Annotated in this window: 12 protein-coding genes and 1 pseudogene; 8 read left to right on the forward strand and 5 right to left on the reverse strand. The window is 67.0% G+C overall.

Annotated features, from left to right (window positions below; all coding sequences use genetic code 11):
* The 3 genes and pseudogenes from ASC98_RS16530 to ASC98_RS16540 all read right to left on the reverse strand — a co-directional run.
* Positions 1-907 (reverse strand): annotated as a pseudogene (locus ASC98_RS16530) (hypothetical protein); the annotation flags it as partial.
* 217 nt (positions 908-1,124) lie between these two features.
* Positions 1,125-3,623: a tetratricopeptide repeat protein gene (locus ASC98_RS16535; protein ID WP_162249247.1), complete on the reverse strand. Its 2,499-nt coding sequence runs from the start codon at positions 3,621-3,623 to the stop codon at positions 1,125-1,127.
* A gap of 8 nt (positions 3,624-3,631) precedes the next feature.
* Positions 3,632-4,639 (reverse strand): LacI family DNA-binding transcriptional regulator, encoded by a 1,008-nt coding sequence (locus ASC98_RS16540; RefSeq protein WP_235581296.1) that lies wholly within the window; start codon positions 4,637-4,639, stop codon positions 3,632-3,634.
* Between the two features lie 326 nt (positions 4,640-4,965).
* Here ASC98_RS16540 and atzF point away from each other — a divergent pair, with 326 nt between their 5' ends.
* The 8 genes from atzF to ASC98_RS16580 all read left to right on the forward strand — a co-directional run bounded on the left by atzF (position 4,966) and on the right by ASC98_RS16580 (position 13,170).
* Positions 4,966-6,795, forward strand: a complete 1,830-nt coding sequence (gene atzF / locus ASC98_RS16545) for an allophanate hydrolase (protein WP_056817431.1) — start codon at positions 4,966-4,968, stop codon at positions 6,793-6,795.
* A gap of 42 nt (positions 6,796-6,837) precedes the next feature.
* Positions 6,838-7,056, forward strand: a complete 219-nt coding sequence (locus ASC98_RS16550; RefSeq protein ID WP_056817429.1) for an AtzG-like protein — start codon at positions 6,838-6,840, stop codon at positions 7,054-7,056.
* Entirely contained in the window at positions 7,053-8,471 is a 1,419-nt protein-coding gene (locus tag ASC98_RS16555; RefSeq protein ID WP_235581297.1) for an AtzE family amidohydrolase, read from the forward strand. The genes ASC98_RS16550 and ASC98_RS16555 overlap by 4 nt, the downstream gene beginning before the upstream one ends.
* A 4-nt stretch (positions 8,472-8,475) precedes the next feature.
* Positions 8,476-8,862: an oxalurate catabolism protein HpxZ gene (hpxZ, locus tag ASC98_RS16560; protein ID WP_235581298.1), complete on the forward strand. Its 387-nt coding sequence runs from the start codon at positions 8,476-8,478 to the stop codon at positions 8,860-8,862.
* Positions 8,859-9,572 carry a GntR family transcriptional regulator gene (locus ASC98_RS16565; protein ID WP_056817425.1) on the forward strand — a complete coding sequence of 238 codons (714 nt, stop codon included), beginning with the start codon at positions 8,859-8,861 and terminating at the stop codon, positions 9,570-9,572. Before hpxZ ends, ASC98_RS16565 begins: the two co-directional genes overlap by 4 nt.
* 285 nt (positions 9,573-9,857) lie before the next feature.
* Positions 9,858-10,724 (forward strand): hypothetical protein, encoded by an 867-nt coding sequence (locus tag ASC98_RS16570; protein WP_056817423.1) that lies wholly within the window; start codon positions 9,858-9,860, stop codon positions 10,722-10,724.
* A 65-nt stretch (positions 10,725-10,789) separates the two neighbouring features.
* The gene (locus tag ASC98_RS16575; protein WP_056817421.1) at positions 10,790-11,659 is read left to right on the forward strand and encodes a DUF3365 domain-containing protein; all 870 of its coding nucleotides are present in this window, start codon (positions 10,790-10,792) and stop codon (positions 11,657-11,659) included.
* Between the two features lie 116 nt (positions 11,660-11,775).
* The gene (locus tag ASC98_RS16580) at positions 11,776-13,170 is read left to right on the forward strand and encodes a serine/threonine-protein kinase (protein WP_056817419.1); all 1,395 of its coding nucleotides are present in this window, start codon (positions 11,776-11,778) and stop codon (positions 13,168-13,170) included.
* Positions 13,171-13,246: 76 nt separating this feature from the next.
* On the opposite strand, the gene ASC98_RS31320 is transcribed toward ASC98_RS16580, so the two are convergent.
* Entirely contained in the window at positions 13,247-16,486 is a 3,240-nt protein-coding gene (locus tag ASC98_RS31320; protein WP_200957064.1) for a DUF1998 domain-containing protein, read from the reverse strand.
* Positions 16,437-18,791, reverse strand: a complete 2,355-nt coding sequence (locus ASC98_RS31325) for a DEAD/DEAH box helicase (RefSeq protein WP_200952981.1) — start codon at positions 18,789-18,791, stop codon at positions 16,437-16,439. Before ASC98_RS31325 ends, ASC98_RS31320 begins: the two co-directional genes overlap by 50 nt.
* Between the last annotated feature and the right edge of the window lie 604 nt (positions 18,792-19,395).

The raw sequence follows: 19,395 nt of genomic DNA on the forward strand, positions 1-19,395 counted from the left end.
GCTGCACGATCGAGTTGTTCGAGAAGTTGAAGTACTGCAGGTCGCGGCCATCGCTCGCATGGCACGACGAACACGCGGCGCGGATCTTCGCGTTGACGACCGGCGACTTCAGCAGCAGGTTGGTGCCGCTCCACAGCGCCTGGCCGGCGGTCGAATCGGCCGACGCGGTGCGGCCGGCCGTCTTCTCGGTGCCGATGTCGGCCCACTGCTTCGGCATCGCCAGCAGGTTCTTGCCGCTGTCGTCCTGAAGTTGCAGGTCGAGGATGCGGTAGCCGTTGGAGCTGCCGTCGGTGCCGTTGAAGCGGAACTCGATGCGGTTGCCGCCGGACGCGACGAGGCGAGCGCGCGTGGCGGCATCGAGCGGCACGCTGAAGCGGATCGTCAGCAGCCCGCCGTTGACGCCGCCGTGCGAGCGCTCAACGTCGGGCAGCGTGACGGTCGAGTCGCCGATGTCGATCCACGGCGCCGCGCTGCCGTTGCGCGCGCCGACGATGCGCAGGCTGCCGGCGATCTTCGTCACCGGCTTGTCCAGCGCCTGGTATTCGGGTGAGTTGTAGAAGCCGCAGCGGTGGCATTGCACCGCGAGGCGGGTGGCCTGCGCGGCGGCGGTGGCGTCGAGCGTCAGGTCGGTGGCGACGATGGTCGGCGCGTCCGGGGCGCCGGGGCCGAGCACTTCGATCGGCAGTGCGAGCGCGGCGGGTGAAGGTGAAGGTGAAGGTGAAGGGGCGGGCGCGGGAGCGGGCGCAGGAGAAGGTGCCGGTGCGGGCGAGGGAGCGGGAGCGGGAGCCGGCGACGGCGAGGGAGCCGGTGCCGGCGCGGGCGGGTTCGCGCCGCTGTTCGGCGCCGGCGCGGCGTCGTCGTCCTTGGCCCCGCCGCAAGCCGCCAGGGCCACGCAGGCTGCCAGCATCGCCAGCCTGCTTCTCGTGATCAACCGCTTCTGCATCCACTGCCCCTGTGTCGAGTTGTTCGCGCGTGCGCGATCACACGGCTCATGCAGGAAACGCACCGCGCGGAGATCACGGTGTAACCGGTTCCAACCTCGAATTGCCACGTTTCCTGACAGGACGTCGGCATCAGAAGCCGATGGATTCGATCGATCGGGACGATGACGCCGACGCACCCCGTCAGTTGCGTATGGAACCGTTACCAGTCGCGGCGACGGGATCGCCGGAGATCATCAGGTGATCGGGCGCGAGACCATCACGCAACCGCTGCATCATCGCGACATAGGCCCGCTCGATCCCGCGGGTGAAGCGGTCGGTGTCGAACAGCGGGCAAGTGGAGCGCGCCTCTGCCAGCCGGTGCCGCAACTCGGCCAGGCGTTGCGGGTCATCGGCCAGCCGGATCGCCAATTGCTCGTAGTCATGCAGGTCGTCCACCACCAGCTCGGGCAGTCCGCAGGCACGCAGCAGGCTGGCCGCCACGCGGGCGGCAAAGGTCTCGCCGGCACGACTCAGCAGCGGCAAGCCGGCCCACAGCGCGTCGCTGGCGGTCGTGTGCGCGTTGCAGTACAGCGTGTCGAGGAACAGGTCCGCAAGCCTGTGGCGCGCCAGGTGCTCCGGCATCGCCACGCGCGGCGCGAACACCAGGCGCTGCGGATCCACGCCGCGGGCGTGCGCTTCGCGGCGCAGGTTCGCCGCGGCCGCCTCGTTGTCCTGCAGCAGCCACAGCACGCTGCCCGGCACGGCCTGCAGCACGCGCATCCAGGCGTCGAACACGTCGGGGGTGATCTTGTAGTTGTTGTTGAAGCAGCAGTAGACGAACCCGTCCGGCGGCAACCCGGCGTTGGTACGCGTCGCCTGCAGCGATGCGATCGGCCGCTTCGAGTCGTTGACCTGGTAGCTGTCCGGCAGGAAGACGAGCTTCTCGCTGCACGCCTGCTGGATCGCCCCGCCCGGGGGCACGACCGTCGCATCGGCCAGCAGGTAGTCGATGAAGCCGGCTCCCATCGTGCCCGGGTAGCCGATGTAGCTGACCTGCAGCGGCGCCGCGCGGCCGGCGAAGATGCCCGGGCGGCAGTCCTCGGTGAAGCCCTTGAGGTCGACCGCAATGTCGATCTCCAGCTCGCGCGCGCGCTGCACGATCTGCGCATCGTCGAGGTCGTGCACGTCGACGAAGCGGTCGAATGCGCGCTCCAGCCGCTGGCGCATCGCATCCTGCGAACGCGGGCCGAACGAGAAGGCAATGACCTCGAAGCGCCCGCGATCGTGGCGCTCGAACAGCTCGACCATCAGGTACGAGGTCGCATGCTGGTGGAAATCCGCCGAGAAGTAGCCGATCCGGATGCGGTCGTGCGACGCATGCGGTGGCAGCGGCGGCAACTGCGGCCATCCGTTCGACGCCGAGTAGATCGTCGACACGGCCAGCTGCTGCGCGGCCGACAGAGGAACCGGCAACGCGGGCCACGGCGTGGTCGCGCGCTCGCCACGGTCGATGCGGCGGGCGAGTTCATCGAAGCGTGACGGCAGGTCGGTCCAGTCGCAGACGGCCATGCGGCCGTGCAACCACGTGCCGTACAGCCACGGCGCCTGGTCGTTGAGCGCCATCGCCCGCTCGATGACGGCGTGCGCTTCGTCGCGCCGCTTCAGCACGCCCAGCGCCTGCGCGAGGTTGACGGCCGCATCGGCAAAGTCCGGCTTCAGGGCCAGTGCAGCCTCGAAGCAAGGCAGGGCGTCCTGCGCACGTTGCAGTTTGATCAGCGCGTTGCCCAGGTTGTTGTGCGCGCCCGCCAGCGTCGCGTCGAGTGAGACGGCTTGCCGGCCTGCCTGTTCGGCCGCCTGCAGCCGGCCCAGCTGCAGCAGAATGCTGGAAAGGTTGCTGCAGGCAACCGCATTCCGAGGGTCCAGCACGAGCGATGCCTGCAATGCGTCGGCCGCCGCCCGCAGCTCGCCCAGTTCGTAGCGGCTGCTGCCCAGTTCACGCAGCGCATGAGCCTGGGTCGGGTCGAGCTGGACGGCCTTCTCGAAGGCCGCGACAGCGTCGTGCGGACGGCGCGCGCCCCGCAATGCCAGGCCCAGCGCCGTCCAGGCACCGGCATCGCCGGGCGCGAGTTCGACCGATGCTCCGAGGCGTGCCAGCGCGGGATCGTGCCGGCCCTCCTCCAACTCGATCCGGCCGAGCAGCAGGTGGTGATCGGCAAATCGCGGTGCCCGTTCGACCGCCTCTTCGAGCAGCGCACGCGCCGCTTCGCGCTGGCCGTTGCGGACCAGCACGCGCGCCAGCGCCGCGATCGCGACGTCGAACCGCGGCGCGTTGAGGATCGCACGCCGGTAGTGATCGATCGCCGCGGCCAGGTCGCCGGTCTGCTCGCACATCGACCCCAGCATGAACAGCGCATCGTGGGCGACACCTTCGTCCCGGCTGGCGGAGGTGAGCAACGCGACAGCCTCCGCCGTGCGCCCTTGCTGCATCCGCACGAAACCCAGGCTGGTCTGTGTCGACGCATCGTTCGCGGCACGCGACAGCACGCGTTCGTAACCGTCAGCCGCCCCGGCCAGATCGCCGCGCTTCAGTGCATCGTCGGCCTGCACCCGCCATGCCGCGACGTCGTCGGCCGGCGATGCTGTCGGCGCCGGGGTTGCCGCCGCCTTCACCTTCACGAAACGACGCAGCCATCCCGGCACGCCACCCTTCATGGAAGCAAACGACGGGTCGACTCACGCGTGACCAGCACCGGCGGCGGCAGTTCGCCTTGCGGCGCCTCGCCGCGCAGCATCGCCAGCACCGCCTGCGCGCCCAGCTCGCCGAGCTGGTAGACCGGCTGGCGGATCGTCGTCAGCGGCGGGATCGAATACTGCGAGCCCGACAGGTCGTCGAAGCCGACCATCGCCACGTCTTCCGGAATGCGCAGGCCGCGCCGGTACAGCCCGAGCGCCGCGCCGTACGCGGTCTGGTCATTGGCCGCGAAGATCGCCGTGAAATCCTTGCGCGATTCCATCAGGTGGCTCACCGCCTTCAACCCGCCGGCCTCGCTGTAATCGCCCTGCACCACCAGCGACGCGTCGTACGCGATGCCGGCCTCCTTCAGCGCGCGGCGATAGCCTTCCTTGCGCTCGCGCGAATCGGCATGCTCGCGCGGGCCGAGGATGTGCACGATGCGCCGGTGGCCAAGCTCGATCAGGTGCCGCGTCGCCATGAGCGCGCCCTCGACGTTCGCGAAGTTCATGCTCAACAGCCCCGGGCCCGACAGCTGGCGCCCGGTCACCACCGTCGGCACCCGGCGCGCCACCTGCATCAGCGTCTCGTCGGGCAGCCGGCCGGTGAACACGATCATGCCGTCGACCCGGCGCGACAGCAGCAGGTCGACGCACTTCTTCTCGTCGGCCGCAGTCCAGTGGCCGCTCGCGAACAACGGCATGTAGCCGGCCGCGCCCAGCACCGCCTCGATGCCGCGCAGGCCTTCGCCGTAGAACGGGCTGTCGATCGCCTGCGTGACCACGCCGATGCTCAGCGTGCGCCCGCCGGCCAGGCCGCGCGCCACCGGGTTCGGCATGAAGCCCAGTTCCGCGATCGCGGCATCGACCGCCTCCTGCTTGCCGGGGCTCACCTTCGCGCTGCCGTTCAGGATGCGCGAGACGGTGCTCGACGACACGCCCGCAGCGTCGGCCACCATCTGCAGCGTCACCGTCGTGTCGGTCACGGTGGCCGCGGGCGCGCGCCGGCGCTTCGCCCTGGCGCCGCTCGGCGGGGTGGTTTTCGGAGATGCCTTGGCGTGCACCTTCGAGGGGACCTTCCGGGTGGCCTTCTTGGGGACCTGCTTCGAGACCGCCTTCATGCGTGGCCGTGCTGATGTGAGTGAATCCAAAAGTGTACGTTCGTGCATCCACGCCGGGCCATCTTGAAACACCCCCGAAGGAGCGTATCGGCACCCGCGCAACATGAGGGAAAACCATGGCTCGCAACTTGCATACAAGATCGCATTCACTTGGATCGATGCCTGCCTTGCCCTGTTGTGGAGCCGCCCCCATGCCCCTCGAGCCACGGACCTTGCGTGAACTGCAGCAGGCGCTGCGCGATGGCACCCTGACGGTGCGCCGCCTGATGGAGCGCGTGCTGCAGGAGCGTGCATCGCATGCGGCCTCGGCGTGGATCTCGCTGCGGCCCGCCGACGATTTGCTCGCAGAGGCCGATGCCTGCGATGCCCGCGCACGCGGCGAAGGCGCGGCGCTGTGGGAGCGGCTGCCGCTGTTCGGCCTGCCGTTCGCGGTGAAGGACAACATCGACGTGGCCGGGCTGCCGACCACCGCCGCCTGCCCGGGCTTCGCGAGCGGCCCGGCGGCGCGCCATGCGACCGCGGTGCAGCGGCTGGTGGATGCCGGGGCGATCGCCGTCGGCAAGACCAACCTCGACCAGTTCGCGACCGGCCTGGTCGGCACGCGCTCGCCGTACGGCGCGGTGCCGAACCCCTTCGATGCGGCGCGGGTGAGCGGCGGTTCCAGTTCGGGCTCGGCCTATGTGGTCGCGACCGGCCAGGTGCCGTTCGCGCTCGGCACCGACACCGCCGGCTCGGGCCGCGTGCCGGCCGGCTTCTGCCACATCAGCGGGCTGAAGCCGACCAAGGGCTGGCTGCCGTCGACCGGCGTCGTGCCGGCCTGCCGCAGCCTCGACTGCGTCTCGGTGTTCGCGCTGACGCCGGAAGACGCCTGGGCGGTTGCGAGCCAGGCCGCCGGGCCCGATCCGCAGGACCCGTTCAGCCGCACCGCGCTGCCGCCGCGGCTGCGGCTGGAGGCGCTGCAGGACCTGGCGGTCGGTGTGCCCGACCCGCTGGAATTCTTCGGCGATGCGCAGGCGCGCCATGCCTTCGATGCCGCGCTGGCGCATCTGCGCGAACGCGGCTGCAAGCTGGTGCCGGTGCCGTTCGAGCCGCTCGCGCGGGTGGCCGCGCTGCTGTACCAGGGGCCGTGGGTGGCCGAGCGCTATGCCGCGGTCGGCGCCTTCCTCGACAGCGATCCGGCCGGCGCCGACCCGACCGTCTCGGCGATCGTGCGAAGCGGCCGCGCGCCGGCCGCGCACGAGTTGTTCGACGCGCAGTACGCGCTGGCCGCGGCGCAGCGGCAGGCGCTCGCGCTGTGGTCGCAGGTGGCGGTGCTGATGGTGCCGAGTGCACCGACGCACCCGACGCAGGCCGACTTGCAGGCCGATCCGTTCGAGCCGAACCGGCGGCTCGGCCACTACACGAACTTCGTCAACCTGCTCGACATGGCGGCCCATGCGCTGCCCGGCCCGATGCGCCGCGACGGCCTGCCGGCCGGCGTGACGCTGATCGGGCCGGCGTTCAGCGATTTCGCACTGGCCGGCCTCGCGGCCACGCTGGCGCGCGTGTTCGAACCGACCGCCGGCCTCATGCGCCAGCCGATCGGCGCCGCGCCGGTGCTGGCGGCGAGCGCGCCGGCCCAACCGCTGCGGCTGGTCGTCGTCGGCGCGCACATGAGCGGGCTGTCGCTGAACTGGCAGCTGACCGAACGCGCCGGCCGGCTGCTGCGGCGCACCCGCACCGCGCCGGCGTACCGGCTGTACTCGCTGACCGGCCATGCGCCGACGCGACCCGCGCTGGTGCATGTCGGCCCCGAGGCGGGTCGCGCGGTCGACGTGGAGGTGTGGGAGATCGACGCGGCGCACGGCGGCAGCTTCCTGCAGATGGTCGGCGCGCCGCTCGCGCTCGGCACGGTGGAGCTGTCCGACGGCACGCAGGAGCGCGGCTTCGTCTGCGAGCCGCGCGGCGTGGCCGAAGGCGGCAGCGCGCTCGACATCACCGCGTACGGCGGCTGGCGCGGCTTCCTGGCGTCGCTCGGCTGAGCACGGTCCTTGCTGCACTTGCGCGCAAGGAGGTCTCCCGCCATGACCGACGCCGCCCCATCCGACATCCTGGAGTTCGTGCGCGCCAGCGCCCGGCTGCTCGAGCTGCCGCTCGACGATGCGCAGGTCGCGCGCGTCGCGACCCACCTGGCCCGCACGCGCACGATGGTCGCGCCGCTGCGGCTGCTGCCGCTCGGCGCCGAGCTGGAGCCGGCCGAACTCTATTGCCCGGCGCCGTTCCCGGCCGAGGACCCGGCATGACGGCGCGCCATGCAGCGCACAACGGCGGGATGGGCACCGGCATGTCGGTCGTGCGCGCGGTGCGCAGCGGCGAAATGCAGGCCGAAGAGGCGCTCGAGCATTGCATCGCCCGCATCGAGGTCTGCGATGCGCGCGTCAACGCCTTCACCGACGGCACCTTCGAGCGCGCGGTGCGCGAGGCGCGCGCGGTCGACGCACAGCGCGCCCGCGGCGAGGTGCTGCCGGCGCTGGCCGGGCTGCCGTATGCGGTGAAGAACCTGTTCGACATCGAAGGCCTGACGACGCGCGCCGGCAGCAAGGTGCGGCAAGGCGAGCCGCCGGCCGCCGCCGACGCGGTGCTGGTCGAGCGGATGCGCGCCGCCGGCGCGGTGCTGGTCGGCGCGCTGAACATGGACGAGTTCGCCTACGGCTTCACCACCGAGAACAGCCACTACGGTCCGAGCCGCAACCCGCGCGACCTCGAACGCACGGCCGGTGGATCGTCCGGTGGCTGCGCCGCCGCGGTCGCGGCCGGCCAGGTGCCGGTGACGCTCGGCTCCGACACCAACGGCTCGATCCGCGTGCCGTCGTCGCTGTGCGGCGTGTGGGGGCTGAAGCCGACCTTCGGGCGGCTGTCGCGGCGCGGCAGCTTTCCGTTCGTCGCGAGCCTCGACCACCTGGGGCCGTTCGCGCGCAGCGTCGAAGACCTGGCCGCGACCTACGACGCGATGCAGGGCCCCGATGCGCTCGATCCCGGCTGCCACGCCACCCGCGTGCAGCCGGTGCTGCAGCAGATCAACCACCCGCTGACCGGCCTGCGCATCGGCGTGCTGGGCGGCTACTTCGACGACCACGCCGGGCCGGCGGCGCAGCGGGCCGTCGCGATCGCGGCCGAGGTGCTGCACGCGACACGGGGCGCGCTCTGGCCCGACGCCGCGCTGGCGCGGGCCGCCGCCTTCGTCACCAGCGCGGCCGAGGGCGGCGCGCTGCACCTGCCGACGCTGCGCGACCGCGCGGCCGACTACGAGCCGCTGTCGGTCGACCGCTTCATTGCCGGCGCGCTGCAGCCGGCCGAGTGGTACGTGCGGGCGCAGCGCTTCCGGCGCCTGTACCGCGAGCGCGTCAATGCGCTCTTCGCCGACTGGGACGTGCTGCTCGCGCCGGCCACGCCGGTGCAGGCCACGCCGCTCGGTGCCGAGCGTTTCGACCTGAACGGCGTGCCGATGCCGACGCGGCCGTCGATGGGCCTGCTGACGCAGCCGGTGTCGTACGCCGGCTGCCCGGTGGTCGCCGCGCCGCTGTGGCCGGACGGCCTGCTGAGGCTGCCGATCGGCGTGCAGGTGATCGCCGCGCCGTGGCGCGAGGACCTGGCGCTGCGCGTCGCGCGCGCTCTGGAGGCGAGCGGCGCGGCGGTGTCGCCGGTGGCCGGGATCTGAGGGCATGGCAACCGGCCTGGAGATCAACCGACCCGACGTGCTGGCCGCGCTCACCGCGGCCTTCGAGCGCTACGAGCGGGCGCTGGTCGGCAACGACGTCGCGGTGCTCGACGAGCTGTTCTGGGACAGCCCGCACACGCTGCGCTACGGTGTCGGCGAAAACCTGTACGGCATCGAGGCGATCCGCGCGTTCCGCACGGCGCGGCCGGCGACCGGCCTCGCGCGCAGCGTGCTGCGCACGCAGGTCACGACCTACGGCGAGGATTTCGCGACCACCCACATCGAGTTCCAGCGCGAGGGTGGCACCCGGCCCGGCCGGCAGACGCAGACCTGGATGAGAACACCAGCCGGCTGGCGCGTGGTGTCGGCCCATGTAAGCTTGCTCGGATGAAACCGCTGGCCACGAAGACCGCCCCGCGCGCCAATCCCCGCGAACTGACCCGCGCCGAAGGCGCCTACCGCCGCATCAAGGCCGCCATCTTCGACTTCGTGCTGCTGCCCGGCGACGGCTTCACCGAGAGCGACATGGCCGAGCGGCTCGAGATGTCGCGCACGCCGGTGCGCGAGGCGCTGTTCCGGCTCGAGCTCGAAGGCTATGTGCAGGTGGCGTTCCGCAGCGGCTGGAGCGTGTCGCCGTTCGATTTCCGCAAGCTGGAGGAGCTGTACGACCTGCGGGTGGTCCTCGAGGCCACCGCGGTCGACCGGCTGTGCGCGGCCGAGCCGATGCCCGACCTCGGGCTGCTGAAGGCGACCTGGCTGGTGCCCGAGAAGGAGCGCAAGGCCGACACCGCCGAAGTGGCGGCGCTCGACGAGGCCTTCCATGCGACGCTGGTGTCGGCCGCCGGCAACCTGGAGATGGCGCGGGTGCATGCCGACGTGACCGACGGCATCCGGATCGTGCGCCGGCTCGATTTCACGCAGCCGCCGCGCATCAGCGCGACCTACGACGAGCACGCGAAGATCCTGAAGGCGATCCTCGCGCGCCGCGCCGATGCGGCGAAGCTGATGCTGCGCACGCACATCGAGGCGAGCAAGGCCGAGGTGCGCAAGATCACGCTGCACAAGCTGCACAGCGCGCGGCCGGCGGCCGGAGAATTGTGAGACGAGGGCTTCGGCAGGCTCAGCCCGGCCCTTCGACAGGCTCAGGTCCTTCGACAAGCTCAGGATGATCGGGCCCTTCGACAGGCTCAGGTCCTTCGACAAGCTCAGGATGATCGGGCCCTTCGACAGGCTCAGGGCGAAAGGGGAGTTTTTTGGCTGGAACGGAATTCTCCGTTCGGGCTGAGCTTGTCGAAGCCCTGCCCTGAGCCTGCCGAAGGGCCCGTCACCCACTGCCGTTATGCTTGTCGGCCCCAAAACCCACGCCCACGAAGCGAAGGTATGCCCATGTGGCTGAAAACGTTGTGGAGCCTGCTGCTCACCGTCCCGCTGTTCGCCGCGGCCGCGCCGCCGGCCGCCCCGCTCGCCACGTTGACCATCGTCGACGGCGAGGCCGTGCTGATCCGTGAGGCTGCCCGCTACGCGCCGGCCGAAGGCGTGCGGCTGCTGCGCGAGGACATCGTCGAGACCGGCACGCAGGGTCGCCTGCTGCGCATCGAGTTCCCCGACGGCCTGATCGCCGACCTCGGTCCGGCCACCCGGGTGCAGATCGCGCCGAAGCTGGCCGGCCGCCCGCCGGGCCGCTTCTACCTGCTGCAGGGCTGGGTCAAGGTGACCGCGCCGGCCTCGGTGACCGGCCCGGTCTTCAACAGCCCGCTGTTCGATGCGAACGCCGTCGCACAGCGCGCCGTCGTTTCGGTGCAGGCGCAGGACGCCTACGTGTTCGCCGAGGCCGGCGAGGTCGCGCTGGTCGAGCTGCTCGACGGCCGGCCGCTCGGCAACGTCACGCTGAAGGGCGAGCAGTTCCTGACCCGCGCCGGTGCCCCGAAGGCGAGCATCGCGGCCCGGCCCAGCGCCACCTTCATCCAGCGCGTGCCGAAGGATTTCCTCGACACGCTGCCGTCGCGGCTGGAGCGCTTCAAGACCCGCGAGGTCGAGCCGGCGCGGCTGTCGGGCATCGCCTATGACGACGTGTCGGCCTGGATCGACGCCGAGGCCGGGCTGCGCGCCGGCTTCGTGCCGCGCTGGAAGGGCGAGGCGCGCAGCGCCGATTTCAGGCGTGGCCTGGTCGGCACGCTGCGCTCCCACCCGGAATGGGACCGCACGCTGTTCCCCGAGAAATACCTGCCCAGGAAGGTCGAAACCCGACCCTGACGCCGAGGCATGCGTCCGTCCGGCCATCACTCTCGTAAATCCCGGCACCACCCCCAAGAGGCCCCATGAAGCTGCTGCTCAAATTCAACCTGGTGTTCCTGATCGTGTTCGCGCTCGGCCTGGGCGCCGCCGGCACCATCGCCCGTGGGCTGCTGCAGCAGAACGCCCACGACGAAGTGCTGGACCGCGCGCGGCTGCTGATGGAGAACGCGCTGGCGGTGAGCTCCTACACCGCGACGCAGATCGCGCCGCTGCTGGAGACGCAGATGAAGTACACCTTCCTGCCGCAGTCGGTGCCCGCCTACTCGTCGACCGAGGTGCTGAACACGCTGCGCAAGAACCACCCGGAATACGCCTACAAGCCGGCGATGCTGAACCCGACCAACCCGCGCGACCGCGCGCAGGACTGGGAAGAAGACGTGATCCAGCAGTTCAGGCAGAACCCGGAGCGCAGCGAGTTCGTCGGCCAGCGCGCGACGCCGTCGGGCCCGGTCACCTACATCGCGCGGCCGATCAAGCTGTCGAACCCGGTGTGCCTGCGCTGCCACAGCACGGTCGACGCGGCACCCAAGCCGATGGTCGACAAGTACGGCCCGGCCAACGGCTTCGGCTGGACCATGACCGAGGTGCTGGGCGCGCAGGTGGTGTCGGTGCCGATGTCGGTGCCGCTGGAGCGCGCCGACCGGGCGTTCCGCGTCGTGATGGCACTGCTGGCGGGGGTGTTCCTGCTGATCGTGCTGGCGCTGAACCTGATGCTGTGGCAGTTGGTGATCCGGCCGGTGAGCCGGCTGTCGACGCTGTCGGACCGGGTCAGCCTGGGCGAGCTCGACGCGCCGGAGTTCAACACGAAATCGCGTGACGAAATCGGCGTTCTGGCCGAATCCTTCGCGCGCATGCGCAAGAGCCTGGTTCACGCGCTCAAACTCCTCGAGTAAGGATGGACCCACCCCCGGAGGCGCTTCGCGCCACCCCCTCAAGGGGGCGCCCCCAGTGGCCCGGCGAAGCCGGTTCCACGGGGTCCGCTGGGTAAATCACTGCATGCAACACCGACATGAAGCACCCTGAGCAACTCGGCAAGTACCCGATCACCGGCGTGATCGGCGAAGGCGCCATGGGCGTGGTGTACAAGGCGTTCGACCCGATCATCCAGCGGCCGGTGGCGATCAAGACGATCCGCAAGCACCTGGTCGGCGAGGACCTGTCGGGCTCGTCCACGGCAGATCGCTTCCGCAACGAAGCGCAGGCGGTCGGGCGCATGTCACACCCGAACATCGTGCCGATCTACGAGTACGGCGAAGACGACGACACCGCGTTCATCGCGATGGAGTATGTCGAGGGCCGCACGCTGTCGAAGATCCTCGCGGCCACGCCCCGGCTGCCCGAGGTCGACATCCTGAAGCTGATGGACCAGCTGCTCGACGCACTGGACTGCGCGCACCGCCATGGCGTGTGGCACCGCGACATCAAGCCGGCCAACCTGATGGTCACGACGGCCGGCCAGCTGAAGGTGACCGACTTCGGCATCGCGCGCATCGAGTCGCAGGTGCTGACGCAGATGACCTCGACGATCGGCACGCCCGGCTACATGGCGCCGGAGCAGTACGTCGGCGAGAGCGTCGACCATCGCGTCGACGTGTTCGCGGCCGGCGTGCTGCTGTACGGCATGCTGGTCGGCCAGTCGCCGTTCCGCGGTTCGCCCGAGGCGGTGATGTACAAGGTGATGAACGACGAGCCGGTCGCGCCGAGCCGCATCGACATCGCGCCGCGGCCGGAGTTCTACGACGGCATCGTCGCGCGCGCGATGGCGAAGAAGCCGCAGGACCGCTTCGCGAGCGCGGCGCTGTTCCGCCAGGCGCTCGCGAAGCGCGTGCTGCCGGTCACCGACGACGAATCCGAAACGACCATCATCATGGCGCCGCCGCGCGTGGCCGCGCCGCCATCGGCCGACCCGCATGCGCCGACGGTGGTGATGTCGGCCGGATCGGCCCGCACGACCACGCCGCTGACCGGCTGGGATCCGCAGGCGCTGGCGCGCGTCGAGCTGGCGCTGGCCTCGTTCGTCGGGCCGGTCGCGAAGGTGCTGGTGCGCAACGCGGCGCGTTTCAGCACCGACCTGCCGAGCCTGGCGGCCAAGGTCTGCGAGCACCTGGGCAGCGATGCCGACCGGGCGCGCTTCACCGCGAAGCTCGGCGCGACCGGCACGCAGGCGCTGCAGCATCCGGCGAACCCGTCGCTGCCGACCGGCCACCACGCGCTGACCGACGAGATGGTCACGCAGTCGCGCAAGGTGCTGACGGCGCACCTCGGGCCGATCGCCGGGGTGCTGGTGAAGAAGGCGCTGGCGAAGGCGCAGTCGCAGGAGCAGTTCATCGCGCTGCTGGCGGAGAACGCGGCAGCGGGGAAGGAACGGGAGAAGTTGATCGAGGCGCTGCGGCGCGGGGTTTAGTTCAAGGGGCAATCGCGTCTCATCAAAGCGTTTGGTATGCAACCTCTCGCTTGCGTGCCGGTCAGTACTCCGTCACCTACTGACGAGATGCCACCACCTCCCGAACACGCTCACACGCCGCCGGCAGGTGGTGTCGAACGAGTAGTTCGTTCACGACAACGACCGACCACTTCGCCGTAGCAAGAAGCCGCTCTTGGACTGATTCATTGAGCGCTACATCTCCCGACAACGGGGCCGAGAGTAAGACGGCGACAGTAGTTCCATCGACGCGAGTCGCGACGATGGGGACCAGCCCGATCGACGGCACGTCTACGTCACGCGCATAGGTCTCGCCGTCTGCCTGCTGCTGAAGCGAAGCCAGCAACAGGCCAGTTGCCGCCGCAATCCGTTTCCCGTCGAACTGCGGCACCCTGCCAGTCTGAAGGTGCTCCAGCAGTTCCGCTCCAACGTGTCGGTCCAGCAGACGATGCTCGATCTTGTTCTTGAAGCTTCGCAGGCAGCGATAGCAGGAGGAGTCGCATCCATCTGCGCAGTTTCGCATCACGTCCAACGCTAGCGAGAAAAGCGTCTGCGAATCAGCGGCGGCCAGACGAGCGAAACCCGCGCCACCGGGGAGCGTGTCGTACAGGAAGACTTCCGCCTGAAGCCCCTCTCGGCCAGCGGAGTCTTCGGTAATCGCGGGTCGGTACTCCGCCAGGACCTCACCGGGTTCAACGCCGAGCATCGACGCTGCGGCCTTTGCCAGCGCCTCGCAAGTGGTGCGAAGCGCTACGTTGGCCGGGTAGGTGCCGGGACGGAGTTCTAGGGGTCGAGCGAGCTGGAGAGAAAACAAGGCCACGTCTGTGATGAACTGTGTTCCCAGCACCAGATGCCTAGTGGCGTGGGTGCCATCACAAATACTCTCCTTGTCCGGATAGGGCTTCGTGTGCGGGCTTCTGAGCCTCGGAGTTGGGTCAGTCTCAGCTTGTATGCCTCCACACCATGAGCAGTAGGTGTACCCCTTCTTTTCGGGGCCTGTATTGGAGACGAGTAGATGCTGTCGAGACGGGAACACGCGGACGCGCTCGTTAACCCCCAGCCAGCTTGCGTCCGCGGCTGGAGTCGGAATCATCAACTTGGCGCGGGTCGCGTACGAAGTCTCAGGCGAGTCATCCGGTGAAGTCACCGGAGGGCGGTTGTAGGGATGAGCGAACCCTGGTGGCCTCATCCAGTACTGAGCGGGCCCGAAGGTTCCCGCGTCGCCGCAAGCAATGCAGTCACTAACGGTTCCTCGCGAAACGATTGAAAGATCCTTGGTCTCTGCAAAGCCACAGGTACTGCACTCCCGATAGCTCATTCGCTCCTTGTAGGCCTTAAAGCGCTCCGATCGCATAGGCGAGTAGACCGCGGCAGAGGTGTAGCACTTGTTGGCAATCCAGACCTCTTTCCCCGGCGCGTACTGGGACAGCGCAATGGGCAGGCTTTGGCTCGGAGAGAACCTTGCGACGTGACGAAAGCTGTTCGACTTCTCGTCGAAGACTGTGAACGTTGCGACGTCGGTAGGAAATGCGTAGCGCGGAAGACTTCCGAAGTACAAGAGGCGGTTCAATAGCGTCGCCGGAGCGGCACCAACAGTCGGACGCTCTTCGCCCTCTTCAAATCCGTTCTCGCCCTCTATCGCATTAACCTCCTCGTTCTCGTCCTTGCGCTCCGAGGTGGCGTCCGACTCAGAGTCGGCCAGCGCTGTATCAATTGCGCGAAGGCAGTCCTCAACGAAGTCAGACACCAGGCTCTCTCTAGCATCGCCTAACTCCAGCGGCAACCAATCACGAAGCGAATGCTGAAGGCTCTCTGTGTTGTCAACAAGCCATGCTTCAAAGTCGCCACGATTCAGTCGCCCGGAAGGAGACTTGAAGTCCGCTACCGTTCCAAGCACAGAGAAGAGGTCCTGTGCGTCGGCAGGGTTGACAGCTTGAATCCGTGCTTGGTGATAGGACTGCAGCAGAAAGGCGCGGACATGGCGTTTTGCTATGTCGGCATTCGCGAGAGCCAGCTTCGGGTCAACGACCTTCCCGCTCACCATGCCCTGCGGATTTGAAAAGTAATGCTCATCGTGGCTGTCTGCACTTCCGAACGAGACGACGGTCGCCACTGCATTTCCGCGTCGACCCGCCCGGCCGGCGCGCTGTTGATAGTTTGCCCGTCCCGGCGGCATGTTTCTCAAAGCAACCCCGGAGAGTGCGCCGATGTCGATGCCAACCTCCATGGTTGTGGTGCTTGATAGGACATCGATTGCTGTAGGGCTTCGAACAATCCCGTTCCAGATCAGTTCGACATCCTGAAACAGCAGTTCATGCTCTTCAGCCCTTGAGAACGCCTCTTCACTTCCCACAGAATTCAACTGCGCCGTATGTTCTGCGGCGATCAACGATAGCAAAGGCGCACCGTTCTTGGTTTCTATGATTGGCTTGCGATAGTTGCCCTTGCGCGCCACGAAAGCAGCGTCGCCGTCAGGATCCAAGTGCGCAATGCGATCACTACCGCAGTCCAGACAACGGGGTAGAGCCGAAACCGGGCGATGGACTGACTTGCACGTGGAGCAACGCTGCCAACTCCCGCCAAACCGAAGGGCAAGGTTGCTTGCCAAAATTCGCCGCTGGCCGGCTTCGACTTCCGCAGTCAACTCGGTCATCAGCTTAGGAAGCCAATCGTTGGTGAAAGCTTTAACCAGACCCTTGCTCGCGAGGAACTTCTTCATCGGCTCGAAGCTACCCTTGTGGGACTTCACAGAAGTCCCCGACACATGGCTGCGCTGCCACCACGACTCTGGCATGTCACGCATCCAAATGCCCGCACCTGGTGATCTCCACCAACACCTCAACCACGCCTCGACCAGTTCAAGCTTCTGCTCAGCACTTACAGCTACTTCCGGAATATCCGGGAGCTCGGATAGCTTCTTGAGCTTGTCGCTCCTAAGGGAAACGGAGGCGAGCGCTAATGATTCAAGGCCAAGGTGCTTGTCGAAGAGTGATTTATAGATGTCCTCGAGCAACGACGATGGCGACTTTTCGGCTTTCATGTCGAGCCACAGCTCGAACAATTGGTCATCATCCTGCTCGACTTTCCCTGCGAGGGCCTTCCTCACTTTGTAGGCGCCTGCGAGCGATTCCCCTGGTACGAGCTCGGGCCGGAGGCGCACATTGCGTGTTACAGATGCCAGCAATACGGCGAGATAGGCATCATCCAAACTGAGCCTCTGCTGGATTGCCTTTACTTCGCCCAACTGCTCAAAGCCGAGAACGAGCATCGGCCTCAGCGCATCCCGCGTCGAATACATCTGAAGGTTGGGCCAACCTCGCCGCGACCTGGCGCGAATCCGAGAACGCAAGCACCTTCCTCCCTTGAAGCGGTGCGAACGACGTGCTCGCCTGCTGGCCGGGTGGTTGAACCTGGAGCTGCCGAGAAACCAAAGCCTGGAACGGCTGGTCGCCCTTTGTTTGATGGTCCTGAACCGTTGAACGGGCGAACGCCGCGGTTCCGCCGCAAATGCCGCATGGCACGAACTCGCCTCGCGCCTCGGCCCTTGTGTCTTGGTTGCCATCGTCATCGCTCGCGCCGGACCTGCGGTCGCGGCGGACAAATACATCCCGCCTGCGAAGCCCTTCGACGTTCGGGTCCAGCGCGGCGGTAACTAGATCAAGGCTCTTTACCTCTACGACGTCTTCCCGAAGCGGCTCTTCCAGCAGCAGGTCGAGCGGGAAAAGTGGCTCGACATCCCCGGTGCTCAAGCGGAGCTTGCTTCCTGGATGGCTCCAGAGGTGGCGAGGCGTCTCAATACTGTCGGTGTAGCCGCGGGCATAGGACGATCCACAGTTCCTGCAGGTGAAGTACTCCAGTACTTGAGCGCCACAACCGCAGCGTTCCCGAGGTTGGGAATACAGCCTTCCGCAGATGCCACTCCTCTCGTCGTCGGTCAAGTCGCTGCAGTCTGCATCAAGGCAGACCCACAGCCCCGGCAGGCCCCTGAAGAAGTTGTGAATTCGGCATGGCAGCAGTCCAGCCGCGGTGGGGGTGGGGCGAGCAACGCTGCCAAGTGCGAGGAGGGCCGTGACCGCACGGTCGGCCACCTCTGACGAGGAGTCGGGGAATATAACTCGCGCCAGCTCCTCCAACGGCATGGCGTTTCCCATCGTCAGATTGACCAACTGTCCAAGCGGAGGGAAGCCGACGAGGGCCGCGTACAGATCACGTTCAACTTCGCCCGTTTCCGCAACATTACAGTAGGCTAGGAGCTTCTTCACCGCCAGCTTACGAAGCGTCGGAGGGCCGTAGAACCCATCTAAGTCTACGTTTGCCAACACCTTGGCGTCCTCGTCACTGCCGCAATCAGCGTGTTCGGCTTCAGCGAGGTCACCTGTAATGGCCACGAACGTCGTTTCAGAAGCGCCGCTCAGTTGAGCGCCGAACGAAGGGGCATAAGACTTCTCGTCGAAGCTAGCCGTTGCACAGATGACTTGCAGCCGTTCAGTTTTAATCCCCAGCCTAGCTCTTAGACGCCTGAGCAGAAGTCCAACCTCTGCGCCTGGCGCCCCTCTGTACAGATGAGCCTCGTCCAGAACTACAAGAAAGGTCTCATCTGGATTTTTTTTCAACCACTCTGCCGTCCTGTCGAATATCGACCTTTCAATAGGCCGCATGAGCATGTACTCGAGCATCGAATAGTTGGTGACCAGCAGGTCTGGCGGCGCGGCCTGCACTTCATGCCGGGTGACCAATTCGACGTCCAGCGGCTGCGTTACCGCCCTCGCGGGCTTCTTGTCCTTGTCCTCCCAAAGGGACTTCTTCTCGCCGAACCACTTGAGCAAGTCAGGCTTTGCCGGCCATTTTCCACGCGACTTGAGTTCGCGTTTCAGGTCGGTGGCCAGTTGATGATCAGGGTCGGCACCATTTCTCGCCGCCCGCTCCAGGTCAACATAGAACTCCTCGAAGGACTTGAGGCGAGTCTGGTCTTTCTTGCGTGTCCTCACCCCCGCATATGGAGTGCGGCTGGTGTACCGCGCAAACCGAGCGGGGCGTCCGGACCAATTCGAGAAGAGTTCGGCCAGCCGCGGGTCTCCGAACATGGCTCGCAGGCGGCCGAGTTGGTCGTTGACCAGTGCATTCATCGGATACAGGATGAGCGCTCGCATGGCTGGCTGGTCACGAAACGCCCCCGGGCTCTCGGAGGCTTCGCGCGCGAGTTTTCCGAGGATGGGCAACAAGAACGACTCGGTTTTTCCGGAGCCAGTACCCGTCATGATGACAAGGTTCCGACGCTCAACTAGGCAACTGGCGATGGCTTGAACTTGGTGCGTGTACGCCGGATCGTGAATCACTCTTGGCTGACCGGCACTCTCGTTGGCCAGGAGTTCGAATGCCTCAAGTGCTCCCGCCGGGAGCCCTTTGATAGCTCGAAGCTTGTTGCTCGAGCGGTACTTCGGTGTCGACTCGATGTATGGAATTTGATGAATAACGCCGGGAGAGGCAAGAAGCCTTCTTCGCTGCGCGATCAGCTTCGGATCTGCGATGTGGTACGTGGCCTCTATGTAGTCCTTGAGCGCCGTGTGAAGCTGTTCGATGGTCTCGTGAATCGTTGCGCTCATGTCTCCTCCTTAGCTTGTCCTCTTGAGCCAAAGCCGTTGCTCAAGGAAGCCACTGGCTTCGCCTAGCAATTCCGCTGGCACCTGAAAGCTGCAGATGCTCTTCTGACGGGTTACCTGTTGCCCCAGCACCAGTAGGCGTCGGTGTGCCCAAAGCGGAACCGGGAACAGTATGTCGAGATACACCGCTGAAGAGTCTTGGCGTACGCGAAACCTCTGCGGCCGCCCGCGTACGGCGTCAAGCGCAAGCTGAGTTGTCCAGGCTTCGTCACACCCTCTGAATGACGAGCCTGGCGAAGGGAGAAGCGCGCTCTGAACAACTCGACCGCCGTTCAACTCGGCGAGCATCCACTGCCAATTTCCGTAGGCTTTAGGGCGTCTGGCGATGAACAGACCGCTCTTGCTTCCGGGCACACCCCAACAGGCTGAGTAGATTCCGTCGCCGGCACTATCGAAGATTTCCAACCCGTCGATAACAGCATCTACTGGTTCAGTCGCCTTCAAGCGCTTCTTTGCCGCGGAGAGGAAGTTGGTTGCGGATTGGCCGACCGGTTCTCGAAGCCACGCCTGCACGGAGAGCTCGCGCAACCCTGCCACGCGAAGAGTG

The sequence above is a fragment of the Rhizobacter sp. Root1238 genome, assembly GCF_001425825.1.
Lineage (GTDB): Bacteria > Pseudomonadota > Gammaproteobacteria > Burkholderiales > Burkholderiaceae_C > Rhizobacter.